15 protein-coding genes are annotated in these 14,983 nt (G+C 39.4%); 5 read left to right on the top strand and 10 right to left on the bottom strand.

The genetic code is table 11. The features are described 5' to 3' along the window. Window positions 1-65: 65 nt before the first annotated feature. Window positions 66-512, bottom strand: coding sequence for a PH domain-containing protein (locus F985_RS10630; protein WP_004700782.1), 447 nt, complete (start codon window positions 510-512; stop codon window positions 66-68). A gap of 69 nt (window positions 513-581) precedes the next feature. Then, window positions 582-2,411 carry a DUF1302 domain-containing protein gene (locus F985_RS10625; RefSeq protein WP_081401348.1) on the bottom strand — a complete coding sequence of 610 codons (1,830 nt, stop codon included), beginning with the start codon at window positions 2,409-2,411 and terminating at the stop codon, window positions 582-584. A gap of 200 nt (window positions 2,412-2,611) precedes the next feature. Here F985_RS10625 and F985_RS10620 point away from each other — a divergent pair, with 200 nt between their 5' ends. Next, window positions 2,612-3,946, top strand: a complete 1,335-nt coding sequence (locus F985_RS10620) for an ISNCY family transposase (RefSeq protein ID WP_004699130.1) — start codon at window positions 2,612-2,614, stop codon at window positions 3,944-3,946. A 37-nt stretch (window positions 3,947-3,983) separates the two neighbouring features. On the opposite strand, the gene F985_RS10615 is transcribed toward F985_RS10620, so the two are convergent. Further along, a complete protein-coding gene (locus F985_RS10615) occupies window positions 3,984-4,604 on the bottom strand; it encodes an RBBP9/YdeN family alpha/beta hydrolase (RefSeq protein WP_081401264.1) in 621 nt (206 codons plus the stop codon). A gap of 290 nt (window positions 4,605-4,894) precedes the next feature. Here F985_RS10615 and F985_RS10610 point away from each other — a divergent pair, with 290 nt between their 5' ends. Beyond that, a complete protein-coding gene (locus F985_RS10610; protein ID WP_004700775.1) occupies window positions 4,895-5,905 on the top strand; it encodes an AraC family transcriptional regulator in 1,011 nt (336 codons plus the stop codon). 92 nt (window positions 5,906-5,997) lie between these two features. Here the strand turns inward: F985_RS10610 and F985_RS10605 are convergent, their stop codons facing one another. The 7 genes from F985_RS10605 to F985_RS10575 form a co-directional block, all read right to left on the bottom strand. Further along, window positions 5,998-7,008 (bottom strand): YeiH family protein, encoded by a 1,011-nt coding sequence (locus tag F985_RS10605; protein ID WP_004700773.1) that lies wholly within the window; start codon window positions 7,006-7,008, stop codon window positions 5,998-6,000. Next, window positions 7,001-7,309 carry a Rieske (2Fe-2S) protein gene (locus F985_RS10600; protein WP_081401347.1) on the bottom strand — a complete coding sequence of 103 codons (309 nt, stop codon included), beginning with the start codon at window positions 7,307-7,309 and terminating at the stop codon, window positions 7,001-7,003. Before F985_RS10600 ends, F985_RS10605 begins: the two co-directional genes overlap by 8 nt. A gap of 14 nt (window positions 7,310-7,323) precedes the next feature. Continuing rightward, a complete protein-coding gene (locus tag F985_RS10595; protein WP_004700768.1) occupies window positions 7,324-7,980 on the bottom strand; it encodes a DsbA family oxidoreductase in 657 nt (218 codons plus the stop codon). After that, window positions 7,977-9,326: an MFS transporter gene (locus tag F985_RS10590; RefSeq protein ID WP_004700766.1), complete on the bottom strand. Its 1,350-nt coding sequence runs from the start codon at window positions 9,324-9,326 to the stop codon at window positions 7,977-7,979. Before F985_RS10590 ends, F985_RS10595 begins: the two co-directional genes overlap by 4 nt. 117 nt (window positions 9,327-9,443) lie before the next feature. Then, window positions 9,444-10,496, bottom strand: a complete 1,053-nt coding sequence (locus F985_RS10585; RefSeq protein ID WP_004700764.1) for a beta-keto acid cleavage family enzyme — start codon at window positions 10,494-10,496, stop codon at window positions 9,444-9,446. Between the two features lie 59 nt (window positions 10,497-10,555). Then, the gene (locus tag F985_RS10580) at window positions 10,556-11,404 is read right to left on the bottom strand and encodes a TauD/TfdA dioxygenase family protein (protein WP_004700762.1); all 849 of its coding nucleotides are present in this window, start codon (window positions 11,402-11,404) and stop codon (window positions 10,556-10,558) included. An 11-nt stretch (window positions 11,405-11,415) separates the two neighbouring features. Next, the gene (locus F985_RS10575) at window positions 11,416-12,402 is read right to left on the bottom strand and encodes a quinone oxidoreductase family protein (RefSeq protein ID WP_004700760.1); all 987 of its coding nucleotides are present in this window, start codon (window positions 12,400-12,402) and stop codon (window positions 11,416-11,418) included. A gap of 340 nt (window positions 12,403-12,742) precedes the next feature. Here F985_RS10575 and yddG point away from each other — a divergent pair, with 340 nt between their 5' ends. The 3 genes from yddG (at window position 12,743) to F985_RS10560 (ending at window position 14,982) form a co-directional block, all read left to right on the top strand. Further along, on the top strand, window positions 12,743-13,654 hold the full coding sequence (gene yddG, locus F985_RS10570; protein WP_004700759.1) for an aromatic amino acid DMT transporter YddG: 912 nt from the start codon (window positions 12,743-12,745) through the stop codon (window positions 13,652-13,654). Between the two features lie 294 nt (window positions 13,655-13,948). Beyond that, window positions 13,949-14,521 (top strand): nuclear transport factor 2 family protein, encoded by a 573-nt coding sequence (locus tag F985_RS10565; protein ID WP_004700757.1) that lies wholly within the window; start codon window positions 13,949-13,951, stop codon window positions 14,519-14,521. After that, window positions 14,488-14,982, top strand: a complete 495-nt coding sequence (locus F985_RS10560; RefSeq protein ID WP_004700755.1) for a chalcone isomerase family protein — start codon at window positions 14,488-14,490, stop codon at window positions 14,980-14,982. Before F985_RS10565 ends, F985_RS10560 begins: the two co-directional genes overlap by 34 nt. Window position 14,983: the final 1 nt, after the last annotated feature.

The raw sequence follows: 14,983 nt of genomic DNA, 5'->3' as shown, positions 1-14,983 counted from the left end.
GGAATACCGTCCATATTTTTAAACTTTTAATACATAACTAGTGTTTTCTAGACACGCAGATCAATTTAGCCATTAACTTCAAAAGCTTCAGACAAAAACTTGTTATACGGATTTTTACGTAAAGTATTTAAAAAGCCCTCTTTATCTTTTGGCGAAATCATCACCTTTGCTATTCTTCCATTTTTCATATAACTAATTTTAAGCCGATCTAGCGATAGTGCTGGAGATGAAAGTGGGTTATACGTCGGTTCTATTTGGATAATATCATCAATATTAATTTTCCAACGGAAAACCAGACTCTTAATGACTAATGTACTATTTTCTACCACATAGTAAGTGCTAAAGATTGGGAACCAAATAATTACAATGACTAAACTATAAATTATGAGATGCGAAAAATTGGTGCCCATAGAAGAATGATGAACTTCTTGATAAATTTTAAAAATAATATTGGCAGTGATCACAACAAATATTAATAAAAGCCACCAATCAATTTTTGATCTAAATTTCAAAAGTTATCCTCCACGTCTAAATCTCATTTTTAACGAGTATTTCTATATATTTTTTATAAAATAATCGAACTAAAAATTAGCTTTAAATGTTAATGATACAAAATCTCGATCATCTATGGTGCTAAATTCATTAGAACCAAAAAAGTTATTATAGGCAATCTCTGTTGTATATTTTTGCTGATAAGTCATAGATAACGCTGCACTTACACTCATTTGCCCTTCTTGAAAGTTTTGGCTATATCCATAAACATCATGTCTAAAACTAAGACTTGGCGTAATCACTGTAGAGGGTAAAATATCTTGATAATTTAATGCGCCACGTAATCGGTAACCAAATGACCATTCATTAAAAAAACCATTTTTATTACAAAAGCGTTCATTCAAGTTATCAATTTCTGTATTTGTAAGATGAGCTGTACCATACGGCGTACATTTAAAGTCACCTGTTTCAGGATTATAAGCACCAGTTGAAAGCTCACTACGGCCAAATGCGCCTGTCCGGCCAAACCGATGATTACCAATATCTGCAATATGGTTTAAGGCAAACTCTGTAGACCATGTCATCGAATTTGCACCCCAAATATTGAATATGCTATCAGTTGCTCCAACTGAAAATTGTGTTACGGGCAAGCGTACATATCCTTGAATATATTGACCTAATTCAACAGTTTTTCCCGGCGGCGCAAATGGTGTTCCTTCCGATAGCACTTGAGCATAGACAATGTCTGTACCGTTTAGTTGTAAAGGTTGATTAGGTTTGTGGGTTAATTCACTAAAAACGGTTGTTGTTCCAACTTTCCCAGTCAGACTTAATCCAAACATTTTGATATTTTCAGGATAGATAGAAAAATAACTCGCGGTATTAAAATGTTCGGGTCCTGCTGCTGTTACAGCGGTTCCATCAAAGTTTGCATTACGGCTATGGTAGTTCGCATAGTAAATACCTAACTCAGCATTATTTAAACTTGGTAATGTCTGTTTTAAAGCAATACCATATTGGCCATTATCCTTTGCTTTTCTACTTTCTGCACGTGGAATATAGGTACGTAAACGAATTGCGGTATCTGATAATTTATCTCCACCTCCAGCAATCAGAACTGGACCTGCATTTTCGGGGACAAAGTCTGAAATCTCAAAGAAAGTTCCGTTACCATCAACAACTGAAGGTCTAAATTTAAATTGATAGAACCCTTCTATTTTCAAATTTTTATTAATGCTTGTGTCGAATGAAATCATTTCGGTTGGAATGATTCTTTCTTTTGCATCACCACCCGGTCGGTTAATCGCGGCAAAATCAAATGCACTCACCGAATTTAAACCGTTTTGAAAAAACTGAGATTTCCCCCAATTTAAAGTCTGTTTGCCTAATTTTAAATTGATGCTTTTTCCATCGTCTAATTCAAAATCTTTCCATATATAGGCATTCCATAAATCGATACCTTTGAATTTTGCAAGCCTTGGCCACGCTGAATCATTAAAGGGTTTAAAATCTCCGTGCCCTGTCTCATAAGCATGGTCATACCAGTATTTAGTGCTAATGACCGCACCTTGTTGTTCTCCATTTAGCTTAACTTCAGTTATGCCTCTGATAATCTGTGAAATGGCATCATATTTACTAAAATTCATACGTCCATCATCACCATTCACATCAATGCTAGCGCCTTGTTTGACTATTTTGTTTGCATCTGGCCGGTAAAGTAATGAAACGGTTGGATCTTGTGTACTCCAACTTGCACCTAGGCTTAATGTCGTTTTTGTCTCGAACTTCCAGTCTTTATCAACATCAAAACTGGCTGCGTTCGCTTTAGACATGAATAAAATCAGACTTAATGAAACACCTATTTTTTGAATATATAAAACGTGATTATTTCTTTGATTTAAATAGACGTAATGACCCATCATATTATCTCCCTATCAATATGATTTTTCTTATTTATTGCTTATTACTCAAAGCCATCCATTGGCTTTTAAATGGTTTACATAAGCAGGTATTTTTTGTACTAGGCATGTTAGAACCCATTTAAAGTGTCTATATTCTCACCAATAAAAATGTCTAGTTTATGATGGCTTAAACATCATGGACTGGATATGAAATATAGATGCTGATCACTATGTCTGACAAAGAAATTCAACGTCTTGCTGTTCTGCAAGACGTTCGAGATCATCGTATTACACAAGTCCGTGCTGCTGAAATCCTTAATCTTTCAACCCGTCAAATTACCCGGTTATTACAGAAGCTCAATCAAGATGGTGTTTCAGGTATGGCGCATGCCAGTCGTGGTCAACCTGGCCATCGTCGCCATGATGATTTATTAAAATCAAAATGTCTTTCCATTATTTCTGAACATCTGCTGGGATTTGGACCTACCTTGGCCCATGAGAAGCTCAGCAGCATGTTTGACCTGAATATCCCGGTAGAAACGCTTCGGCGCTGGATGACTGCAAATGACCTCTGGATTCCACGATCCAAGCGCCTTAAACGTCCATATCAGCCACGTTATAACCGGGATTGCTTCGGTGAGCTAATCCAGATTGATGGCTCATATCATGACTGGTTCGAAGGACGCGCTGCTAAGTGCTGCTTGCTGGTTTATATCGATGATGCCACTGGAAAGCTGTTGCATCTGCGCTTCTGTGAGGCGGAAACGACCTTCGACTATATGCTTTCAACCCGAGCCTACATTGAACAATACGGTAAGCCTCTGGCCTTTTATAGCGATAAACATTCGGTCTTCCGAGTGAACCAGAAATCGAGCCAGGACAGCCAGATCACGCAATTTGGGCGGATTCTGAATGAGTTAAATATTGATATTATCTTCGCCAACTCACCCCAGGCCAAAGGCCGTGTGGAACGTGCCAATAGAACACTCCAGGATCGCCTGATCAAGGAAATGCGCCTAGAAGGTATCTGTTCAATTGCCGAGGCAAATGCCTGGCTGCCCTGCTTTATTGAGCATTTCAATCAGAAGTTTGCCAAGTGTGCGCGAAACTCAAAGAATTTACATCGGCCATTAACCGAATCTCATCTTGAACTGGATGATATTTTTACCTGGCAGGAACCGCGTAAGGTCACCAAGAATCTGACCCTGACCTATGACAAATGTATTTATCTGCTTGAACCGACAGAGCTGAATCATAAGCTTGTTGGGCAATATATTTCATTTCTGGAGTACCCAGATGGCACTGTGGCCCTCATGTACGAGGGACGAAAGCTCAACTACAGCATTTTCAATAAATTAGCTGGGCTACAGCAGAATGAGATCGTTGAGAATAAACGGTTAGGTACAGTTCTGGCACATATTCAGCAACAGCATGAAGAGTTGGAAAAACAGAATAAACGTTCCCGTCTCAAGAAAAGTATGCCGAGTCGTAAAGCTCAGAAAGCTGTTATTGAACAAAGAAAGTTAAATCCTGTGCTTGACTCTTGTGGTTAAAAACAGGACATTTTAAATGGTTTATCGCATAGACATTTTAATTGGTGAATAACAAGGCAGGTTGTTCGACCTGATCTAACTGTTGAATGAATTGTTCAGCTAAAGGCCAATAGCCAAAGCCAGATGCAGGGTTTAAATGTCCCACTTCCCCCAGATTTACGAGTTGACTACCCCACTTTTCTGCCATTTCACTTACAGCTTCATAACGAGCTAAATGGTCATTGGTGCTTGCAACCAAAATGCTGGGGAAAGGTAGTGTTTGATCTGGTAAAGGACTCCATCCTTCTAGATGAAGTACGGTTGGGCTTGGATAATTTTCTGGCCAGCTTTCGTTTAAGTCAGGTGGAGCCACAAGCAAAGCACCTTGAATTGGTCTTTGATATTTTGCAGCCCAATGTATTGTCATTAGCACGCCTGCGCTGTGTGCAACTAAAATGACAGGCCCTTGTATTTGTTCTAGTTGTGCTTGTATTGCAGCAACTCTATTTTCACAATTGAGTTTATTAGTTTCTACAGGTGGTACAGAGCGAACCTTTGCTAGCTTTGTTTCTAAGATCGTTTGCCAATGCTCGGGAACATGATCGCGTAACCCCGGAATAATTAAAATTGTTGCTTTAGTTTGTATTTTTTCCATTTCGACGCCTGTGAATTTTGCCATCTAGGAGGCTTAAGAATTTTTATAAAACTCCATTCACAATAAAGGCTCATTTCAGTTAATGGTGTACATAAGGCGTCACGGACTTTTCATTTGACGACACATCTTTTTAAAATTTCGTAAATTAATTAAAATAGTTTTTGTAATTACAAGTGAATTAAAAGAACAGGTTTAAAATTGAATCGACATCAAGATTAGGCGCTTAAATAAAAGCTTTTGTAATGCAGATATTTTAGTTATAACTAGATATCAGCTGTAAGGAATATGGCTGATTAAGAACAGGAGATAATAAAATGGTGCCTCTTGCGCATACCGCCTCTTTAAAAAATTATTTGGCAGTTGCTCAGCAATTAGATCTAAATCCCTACCATTTATTATCACGTGTTGGGCTTAGCCAAACTCAATTGAATGATCTTAAACAACGTATTCCTGTAGATAAAGCCATTACTTTGCTGGAAGACTCAGCCCAGATGAGTAACTGTGATGTTTTCGGTTTACATATGGCAGAGCAACGTGAAATCGCAGATTTTGGTGAACTGAGCTTATTATTAAGTTACCAATATACTTTGAGAGAAGCGCTACAAACGATTGTTCGTTATAGGAATTTACTCAATAACTCACTTGAAATATATATAGAAGAAATTGACGATACAGTAGTTATTCGAGAAGAAGTTATAACCACAACTTGCGGATATAGCCGCCAAGCCACAGAACTTGCTTTAGGAATCACCCATCGTTTTTGTGCAGCACTCATGATGCAAAAATGGCGACCGTTAAGTGTACACTTCACTCATAACCCGCCCAGTGATTTAACTTTGCATCGGCGGATTTTTGGCTGTGCGCTCGAGTTCGGTAGTGACTTTAATGGCATTGTTTGTACGGCGGCCGAACTTGATACAACAAACCCTCAAGCAAATTTGGCTATGGCTAACCATGCGCAGCGCTATTTAGATATTTTGCAAAATAGCAATGAATCGACCATGATTTTTGATATTCGTAAAAGTATTTATCTTCTTTTGCCAATGGGCCGCGCTACGATTGATCAAGTCGCTCAAACACATGGTATTCATGTACGGACTTTACAACGTCGATTAGAAGAAGCTCAGACGAGTTTTAGTGATTTAATGAATGAAGTACGTAGAGACCTCGTATTTCGTTATTTAAAAAATCTAAATTATTCACTCGCTCAAGTGTCTGATATTTTAGGTTATTCAATGCCGAGTTCTTTTACGCGTTGGTTCATTAGCCAATTTGGTATGTCACCGAATATGTGGCGTAGTCACAATAAAGCCCTGCTCAATTAATTTCTCTTTATTTGACACCCCATGAAGTCATTTAAAGTATAAGGAAGCTGGAGAACTATTCCATAACTTCCTTAAAAATCTAATTTTTAAAATTAAAACCACAAGCGCATAAGTCCAAGAACCAATACCACTAAAAAGATGCTTTCGCCGATCATTAAAAGAATTGGTTTAATGCCGACAGATGCTAATTCTTTTAACTGAGTTTTCATTCCTAAAGCACTAATTGCGATGACTAAAAACCAGCGTGATAAGTCATTAATTCCATTTTGAACCATCGCTGGTACCCATCCTGTACTATTAATACAAGCGAGTAGTAGAAAGCCAACAGCAAACCAAGGCAGTAATGGTGGTCGCTCTCCGGTTGAATCTGCTCCTTGCATACGGGTAATCATAGCCGCACAAACAATTACTGGAAGCAGCATTGCTACACGCATAAGTTTAACTACAGTCGCCGTATCACCTGTTTGAGTAGACATGCTATAACCAGCGCCGACCACTTGCGCCACATCGTGAATCGTAGCACCAAGAAACACACCAGCCGCTTGTGGCGATAACTCTAGCCACTTCGCAATCATCGGATAGACAATCATTGCAAAGGTTGAAAGTGCTGACACACCAATCACGGTAAACAAGGTCGCTTTTTCTTTTTGCGGATGATTTGGAAAAGCAGCCGATAGTGCCAATGCGGCTGAAGCACCGCAGATTGCCGTGGATCCACCAGTGAGCATGCCAAATAGTTTTTGGAAGCCTAAGATTTTAGCGGCAATAACAGAAACGGCAATTGTGACAATAACCAGAGTAACGACTAACGCAACAGGCTGCCAACCTAGTGCGGTAATTTGTCCTAAAGTTATACGCATGCCGAGTAACGCGATGCCCATCCTCAGCACACTACGTGCGGTGAACTCGATACCTACCTTACATTTACTTTCAGCCGCTAAAAAATTCACGCTCATGCCGAGCAGTAGTGCAAATAGCATGACTGGCGCACCATAATGCTCTGATAAAAAACAGGCAGCCGCAGCAACGACCGAACTGACTACAAAGCCTGGTGCTAATTCTCTTGTACGCTGGGAAAAATTTTTCAAAACTAAACTACTCATGATTTTCCCCACAGCCCATCACAATAAATACCCTGTCCTCGATCACTTCTACGGGATAGGTTGCAACTTTGAGCTGAGAAGAATTAACTAAACAGCCATTTGTTAAATCAAAGCGTAGACCATGGGCACAACACTGAATCACTCGTCCTTCTAGACGTCCACTAAATAGCGATGCCCCCTGATGAGGACAACTATCATCGATTGCATAAAATTGAGTTGCAACGTTAAATAATGCGAGAGTTTTATCTCCAATTTTTAAAAAAGCCCGCTCACCTGAATTGGGAATTTTTTCAAAAGGCACTTCAAATCGGTTGGTCATATCAACTCTCCTTGTGCCAGCATTGCCTCTTGCATCGCTTGATAAAGTGCATCTGCTGATTGCGCGCCAACTAAGGCAGAAGCCCGATCAAAAATAAAGTAAGGCACGCCATTACCTCCTGTACTTGCAGAGATAAGATCTTGATGATCTTGAATAAGTAAATCTTTTATAAGCTCAGGTGAGAAGTCACAACTTTTCGCGATTTTGTATAAAGTGCTGGTATTTCCGATGTCTAACCCATCATAAAAATATGCAGCAAAGAGTTGTTCTAACAACGCATTGCACTGCTCAGGAGTGCCTATCTTTAAAGCTTTATCAAATAAGCGATGAGCTTTGGCCGTATTTGGCATTCGTTTAATTTGCTCAAAATCGATCTTGAGCCCAACTTTATGTGCAGCTTTATTGACCTGTTCTTGTCTCATACGAACTGCTGTCAAGCTACCTAACCGTTTCAAATAAAACGTTTGAAACGGTACACCTTCAACAGCTAAGTCAGTTATAAGCTGAACACCTCGCCAATGCACAACAACTTTGACTTTGGGGTGAAGCTGATAAAATCTATTTATAGCGATCAGTAACTGACGTTTTCCGATCAAACACCAAGGACAAATAAAGTCAAAAAATACATCAATATGTAATTGCCGAATCATCATTTGTTATTCATCCCGCATTTTTGTATTTGGTTACCTGAATGATTTTTAAGCTCATTTATTCCTTGCTGCTCAAAGCATGCGATATCTTTGTGATAATGGCGTTTGGCATAAAAAAATACGGCTGCTGCTGCAATACTGACCAATGGCATAAGTTGAAATGCGCTGTGTAAACCAATCACATCAGATACTTTGCCAACGACTAAAGGACCAAGCGCTAAACCAAGAAAATTGTTAGCTAAGGTGAGTGTTGCAAATGCAGAGCCATGAACTGAGTTATGTGTGAGATTGGCCACCATGGCACTAGATGGCCCATTTGTTCCTAGGGCAATAAACATTCCAAGGCAGATGAGAAGTAACTGGTTACGTCCCGCAGGCACAGTAAAAGCAATGAATAAAAGAACACAACCGAGCAAGCAGTATGTAATCGCTAAACTGACCTTGCGATCTGGACAGTTACGGCCCAAATAATCACATAACATGCCGCATAGAATTGTGCCTACTGCACTACATAGCAAAATGACCGCAGCCATCACACCTGCCTTGTCGGTACTCATGCCGTAATAGCGATTGAGATAACTCGGCATCCAAACAATTACTGTGCCACCAACAAATAATTGCAGACCACTACCAATGTAAGTGGCAATGACTGAACGACTTGAATATAAAGTTTTTAAAGGGCTTTTTATGTGCTGGGTTTTACTACGAATTTTATTTTGAGGTGCTGCGTTTATTCTGTTTTCTTTCACTAAAATTGGATATAGAAAAGCCAAAATGAGACCAAATAAAGCAATTCCTCCAAATGCCCAACGCCAACCGAAATGCTGTGCGAGTACACCACCTAAAGCCACACCCAAAAACGAGCCAAATACGCCACCCGCCATAAAAGCACTGGCGAGTGTTGCACGCATTTCTCGTGGAAAAACAGCCACAACCACCGCGATTCCAACGCTGCCATAAGCAGCTTCACCCACACCAACCATAAAACGAGCAATAAACATTTGCTCATAATTTTCAGCCAGTGCACATCCTAGAGTCGCCAAACTCCATAAAGCCGCCATAATAGCCAAGCTTTTCACTCGCCCAAAACGGTCTGCCATTAAAGACAACGGCAGAGTCAATAAACCCACCATTAACGCCACAATGCCACTGAGCAAACCTAACTGGCTATCGCTGAGCAACCACTCATTTTTAAGTAAAGGAAAGACTGCATTTAAGACTTGCCTTGACATGTAATCTGAAATGAGCAAACCAAATGTCAAAGCAAAAACAAGCCATGCATAACGACGAGGTATACTGATTGACGTATCAACATCGCTCATCTGATCTGAATACTGATGTGCATTCATACGACCTCCTTGTATTTTTTATAATTTCTATTTAGCTAGTGCAGCAACGCACTTTTAAAAACAAAGCGAATAAGCTGCACTACATTTGAGGTCTAAATTCCGTTAGACCTTGTCACATTAGTTACGCTGCGGCACACCCTTTTGCCCTACTTTACGATTAGGTGCCATACCATTTGCGATTAGAGTTTCTTCAATACTGTTGTATTGCACCCCAATACGATAAATTTCACGGGCTTCTTTTCCTGAGGCAATTTCACGGCCTAATTCATGGGCAATCCGAACAGTTTGTTTAATTTGCTCTACAGATGAAAAACGGCGTCCATGATGATCAATGATCGTGTCTTCATTACCCACACGGGCATGTAAACCCATTGCCATCGACATGGTGTTAAAAGGCAATACATTTTTGAGTAGAGATTCTGATGTCAAAGTACATCCATCAGGTACGCGATGAATAAAATTAAAGAAATTAAATGGGTTTGGACCATCAAAACCGCCACCAATTCCAATCCAAGTTAAGTTTAACGGCCCCATATATAAGCCTTTACGCACCATACGTTCTAGCGTCTCAAGACCATGCATACCGGTTAACTGAAAGTGCGGTTGAATATTGTTTTTGCATAAACGTTTAATATGTTCAGTCACCCATGCAGGCCCTGCTGGCACAGTCATCTCTGCATATGCTGCTTGAGTCGCAGGATGTGCCAATGAAGTCCCTTCTAAATATTCAGGATAGAGCAATTCCATAATATTCATTTGTGTGGTGTTAATTGCTACCGTAACTTGATCGGGCTTTGGTGTAAGTTCAGCCAACATATGTCGGGTGTCATCACTTAGCCATAGAGCCGCTTCACCTTCACTCTCTGGTGCAAATGAAATCGAACCGCCTACCTGAATAATCATGTCAGGCACAGCCTCACGAACACCTGCAATGAGTTCATTAAATTTTGACAAGCGTTTAGAGCCTTTCCCATCAAGCTCACGGACATGTAAATGCAGCACTGTCGCACCCGCTTCATAGCACTCAACCGCTTTTTGTATTTGCTCATCCATGGTCACTGGAATATCTTCGGGAAAGTCTTCCGGCATCCATTCGGGGCCATACGGCGCAACCGTGATTACCACTTTTTCCATATTTTCTGGGTGCAATGAGTCGTCAAAGAATTGCATGTGCATCTCCTCATATATTTTTAGAATTTTCAAATAGATAAAATTATTAACCTATAGATTTAATAGGTTGCATCACCAATAATGCCGGCCCGCTCCATTTTTCGGTGGCAAGGTGGGTAATCCATGACTGCATAATGTTGTGTGCTGCGATTATCCCAGATGGCAATGCTGTTAGGCTTCCAGCGCCAACGCACTTGAAACTCTGGAATATAGGCTTGAGAAATTAAGTAACGCAGTAGTTCAGCTGCGCCCGGATTGGCATCTTGTCCAAATCTGACGCGCTCTTTGGTGTGATAGTTACTGAAGTGGGTTGTGAACGCGTTGACGTATAAAATTTTCTCACCTGTTTCAGGATGAGTACGTACCACTGGGTGCTCAGCATCGGGAAACTTTGCTTTTAAGTCCAAGCGTTTTTCAAGTGGCATAGCCGCACCAAAACTCGCTTCTATGCTGTGATAAGCACGTAAGTCTGCAATCTTCTCTTTAATATCGTTAGGTAAAGACTGATAGGCCATGACCATATTGGTCCACATAGTGTCACCACCTACAGGTGGGCATTCAACACAATGCAACACGCATCCCATCGGTGGAACCTTGCGCCAGCTTGCATCACTGTGCCAAGCATTTTCATAACGATCGACAGGACTTTCAGGATGTTTATAAATCTGCACCAAACCCGGATGATCAGGATGACTGCCTACCGCAGGATGATCTTCTAACTGTCCAAATTTTTCCGCAAATGCGACATGATCCTGACGAGTTAAGTGCTGGTCTCGTAAAAACAACACACGATGTTTAAGGAGTTGTGTGCGAATTTCAGCAAATAATCCATCATCATAGATCGCATCGGCAAGTTTGACGCCACTGAGCTCTGCACCAATATTGCAAGTTAACTGTTCAATTTGCATAAGAAATCCCTTCAAATTACAAAGATTGATGAACCTATTGTTTTACGTGCTTCCAAATCACGATGAGCTTGCACGGCATCCTTTAGCTCATAGCGCTGATTAATTTCAATTTTGATTCGTCCATGTCGAACATGATCAAATAATTCATTTGCCAGTTCTTTCTTCTCGGCAGGATCTGCAATGTAATCTGCCAAAGCTGGACGTGTGACAAACAATGAACCTTTCACGGCAAGTAATACCGGATCAAAAGCAGGAATTGGACCAGACGCTGTTCCTACGCAAACTAACAAACCACGGCGTTTGAGCGAGTCTAATGAGCTCATAAAAGTGGCTTGGCCAACACTATCGAAAACGACATTTACACCAATGCCACCTGTTAACTCGCGTACACGTTCGGCAACATTTTCATGGCTGTAGTTAATGACATGATCACAACCGTGAGCTCGTGCTACAGCAGCCTTTTCTTCTGAAGATGTGGTCCCGATAACAGTCAAGCCAAGTAATTTGGCCCATTGAGAAACAATCAGCCCAACACCACCTGCGGCTGCATGTAATAAAATTGAATCGCCCGCTTTAAAGTCATAAATACGGCGCATCAGGTAAGCAGCGGTCAACCCTCGCATGGTCATGGCTGCCGCTGTTTCACAAGAAATTTCTTCGGGTAATTTAATTAAAGCATTTGCTGGAATTAGACGGTGGGTGCTATATGCACCTAACGTATTTAAAAAACCTGTATAAGTAACTCGATCACCTACTTTAAGCTGAGTTACTCCTTTACCTAAAGCCTCAACGACACCTGAAGCTTCGACGCCCATGCCATTAGGCATTGGAATTTGATAGGTTCCATTACGAAAATATGTATCGGCATAATTTAGGCCGACTGCTACATGACGTAGGCGTACTTCTCCAGCTTTTGGATCTCCTACTTCTACATCTTCATAGCGCATTACTTCTGGCGTTCCTGTTCCATAGAAACGTATAGCTTTCGTCAACGTCATGTCCTATTCCATATTTTGGTTTTTTATTGAGTGCCTATAAAAGCAATAACTAAAATTACAACAGTTAGGATATGGGCCACTTTACATTTGACGACACAGGCTTAACGTTTAATGACAGCCGAGCTTTACTAAATTTGGTTTTATATTTATCTGAAAAAATAAGGATGAAACACATATCTAGGAAAAAATTAAAATAATTTTAAATATTTACGATTTATTTTCTTAAGTTAGCTTTTTAAATGCACTATTTTTTAATTAAAAATTCCTTTACCCTGACCTACTTTAACTATTTTTAACTTTCACGGTAGCTCAGGCGTTTAATTAAGTTCATTTATTTCTTATGTCAAAAAAATTAGCAACATTGATTGGTTTAAGTGCCATCCTGATGTGGGCCTCTATGGTGGGTTTTGTAAAACATATCACGACCGTCATCGGGCCAGATGTTGGAATTACACTGATCTACTCCTTAAGTGCGTTGCTACTCCTTATTATTTTTAGAGTGCCAAACTTTAAGTTAATTTCTAAAAAATATTTAATTTTAGGTGCAATTTTATTTATCGCTTATGAGCTCTGCTTTTCGTTTGCACTTGCCTATTCAAAAACTGCTCAACAAGCGATTGAAGTAAGCATTGTGAACTACCTTTGGCCAAGCTTGACGATTTTAGCTTTTGTCATTTTTAAAGAGCTAAAATTTAATGTATTTATTATTTTAGGCTTAATTATTTCAATTTTTGGCATTATTTTTATTCAGACCGGAAATGGAGATTTTAGTCTAAGTCGAGTTATCGATAACTTTTATAGCAATCCTCTAAGTTATATTTTGGCATTTATAGGTGCCATTATTTGGGCTTTTTACTGCGTGTTGACTAAGAAAATAGGTAAAGGACAAAATCCTATTTCTATTTTCTTTATTGGCGTCGCTCTAACATTGTGGTTAAAGCTATTGTTTAGTGGCCAAGCCGTTTTGCCATCACTCGATTTAAATACAACTTTATCTTTAGTATTCGCCTCCACGGCAATTGGGCTAGGTTATGCGGCATGGAATATTGGCATTATTCATGGCAACACCACCATGCTAGTAGTTGCTTCTTACTTTACGCCCATCATCTCTTCTCTGCTTGCCATGTTGGTTTTACAAACCGAGTTATCAATCAGCTTTTGGCAAGGAACAGCTATGGTTACAGCAGGTTCACTCATCTGCTGGCTTTCAACAAATTGGACAGTTATCAGTTCTTATTTTAAAAAGGATTAAAAGCTTTGGTCATACTGATATAGACTTATCTGCAACAGAGTTAGTTTTAGTTTTTTGCTCTAAAGCAAAATTTACAGCTTCTTTTGCATGAATAGAAACACATTGCTGTTTATCTTTTCTTAGCCTAGTTATTTTTAATATTAAAAAATATTAGCGCCTCAAAAATATCTTCAAACAAGCGAACAATAATCAATGATTCTCCCTTCAACGTAAAAAACTAAAAACTCAAGAATTCACGCAAATTTCACGACAGCCTCTTTAATTTAATCTTATAAAGTTGGCTAGGATTCATTCATGAAAATTATAACTACTGCCCTAGGGCTGATTACCTTAGTAGGTCTAACAGCATGCAAAAGTGTGCCTAGTTATTCAGGTGATTATGGTAAAGCCGAACAACAAATTACTGGTGTTACATTAAATGATGAACAAGCACTAGAGATTGGTAATCACTTTGTTGCTGCATTTAATACTTTGGGCACACCATCCTTTGTAAGTAATGCAAGTAATCTTTATGCAGATCAGCTCTATATCAACGATACACTCTCACAGTTCTCTCAGAAAAAAGATTTGATTAAACACTTTGAGGGTATGAACACACGCGTCAGTAATGTCACAGTCAAACTCATAAGTGCAACTCATCATCAAGATAGCGCTTATATCCATTGGTACATGACCTATGACTTTAAAATGCTAGGACGCTCGAAAACCATGGCTTCTTACGGAATTAGCCAAATCAAAATTAATGATCAACAGAAAATCATTTTCCAACAAGATTTCTGGGATCCAGCAAACGGTCTTTATCGTTCTTTACCTGTATTTGGAGGAGTTTATAAATGGATATTGCCGTTCAAAAAAGCGGAATCTTAATACTTCTGGGTATTTTAATTGCATCTCACGCAAATGCGGCTGAACTAAAGAAATGTAGTTCAGCACCTTTAATGGTAACGAGTCAAAAAGTAGGAAATGTCAGTTACTTTGCTGAAGATTGCTTAAAAAGCTGGCAAAACCAAAGCATAAAAATGGATTTTAGCTATAATCGAGATATTCCCGAATGGGCATTTAAGCGGGCGGCAGCACACTATTTGAAGAAAAATATTAGTGGATTTGATGCAAAATCTCCACTTAATCATATTAATGAACTTTATAGACCAATTAAGAGCGGAGATTTATATAGTCTTTATTACCAACATGAAAATCAAAAACTGGAGTTAAAATTAAATCAAAAACTACTGGGTTCTATAAATAATCCAAATGCAAATCAATATTTTAAAATCTGGTTTGGTAGCGAACCATTTAATGCTAAATTAAAACAACAACTATTAAATTAAT

The organism is Acinetobacter seifertii (genome assembly GCF_000368065.1).
Taxonomy (GTDB): Bacteria; Pseudomonadota; Gammaproteobacteria; order Pseudomonadales; family Moraxellaceae; genus Acinetobacter; species Acinetobacter seifertii.
The sequence above is the reverse complement of the archived record's forward strand: the minus strand, read 5'-3'. Positions and strand labels throughout refer to the sequence as shown.

Excerpts from the sequence above, each read along its gene's own strand:
- F985_RS10595 (WP_004700768.1), bottom strand. The coding sequence starts at position 7,980 with ATGATGATTCGGCAATTACATATTGATGTATTTTTTGACTTTATTTGT.
- F985_RS10585 (WP_004700764.1), bottom strand. The coding sequence starts at position 10,496 with ATGCAATTCTTTGACGACTCATTGCACCCAGAAAATATGGAAAAAGTG.
- F985_RS10560 (WP_004700755.1), top strand. The coding sequence starts at position 14,488 with ATGGATATTGCCGTTCAAAAAAGCGGAATCTTAATACTTCTGGGTATT.
- F985_RS10580 (WP_004700762.1), bottom strand. The coding sequence starts at position 11,404 with ATGCAAATTGAACAGTTAACTTGCAATATTGGTGCAGAGCTCAGTGGC.
- F985_RS10605 (WP_004700773.1), bottom strand. The coding sequence starts at position 7,008 with ATGAGTAGTTTAGTTTTGAAAAATTTTTCCCAGCGTACAAGAGAATTA.
- F985_RS10575 (WP_004700760.1), bottom strand. The coding sequence starts at position 12,402 with ATGACGTTGACGAAAGCTATACGTTTCTATGGAACAGGAACGCCAGAA.
- yddG (WP_004700759.1), top strand. The coding sequence starts at position 12,743 with ATGTCAAAAAAATTAGCAACATTGATTGGTTTAAGTGCCATCCTGATG.
- F985_RS10590 (WP_004700766.1), bottom strand. The coding sequence starts at position 9,326 with ATGAATGCACATCAGTATTCAGATCAGATGAGCGATGTTGATACGTCA.
- F985_RS10620 (WP_004699130.1), top strand. The coding sequence starts at position 2,612 with ATGCTGATCACTATGTCTGACAAAGAAATTCAACGTCTTGCTGTTCTG.
- F985_RS10610 (WP_004700775.1), top strand. The coding sequence starts at position 4,895 with ATGGTGCCTCTTGCGCATACCGCCTCTTTAAAAAATTATTTGGCAGTT.
- F985_RS10565 (WP_004700757.1), top strand. The coding sequence starts at position 13,949 with ATGAAAATTATAACTACTGCCCTAGGGCTGATTACCTTAGTAGGTCTA.
- F985_RS10625 (WP_081401348.1), bottom strand. The coding sequence starts at position 2,411 with ATGGGTCATTACGTCTATTTAAATCAAAGAAATAATCACGTTTTATAT.
- F985_RS10615 (WP_081401264.1), bottom strand. The coding sequence starts at position 4,604 with ATGGCAAAATTCACAGGCGTCGAAATGGAAAAAATACAAACTAAAGCA.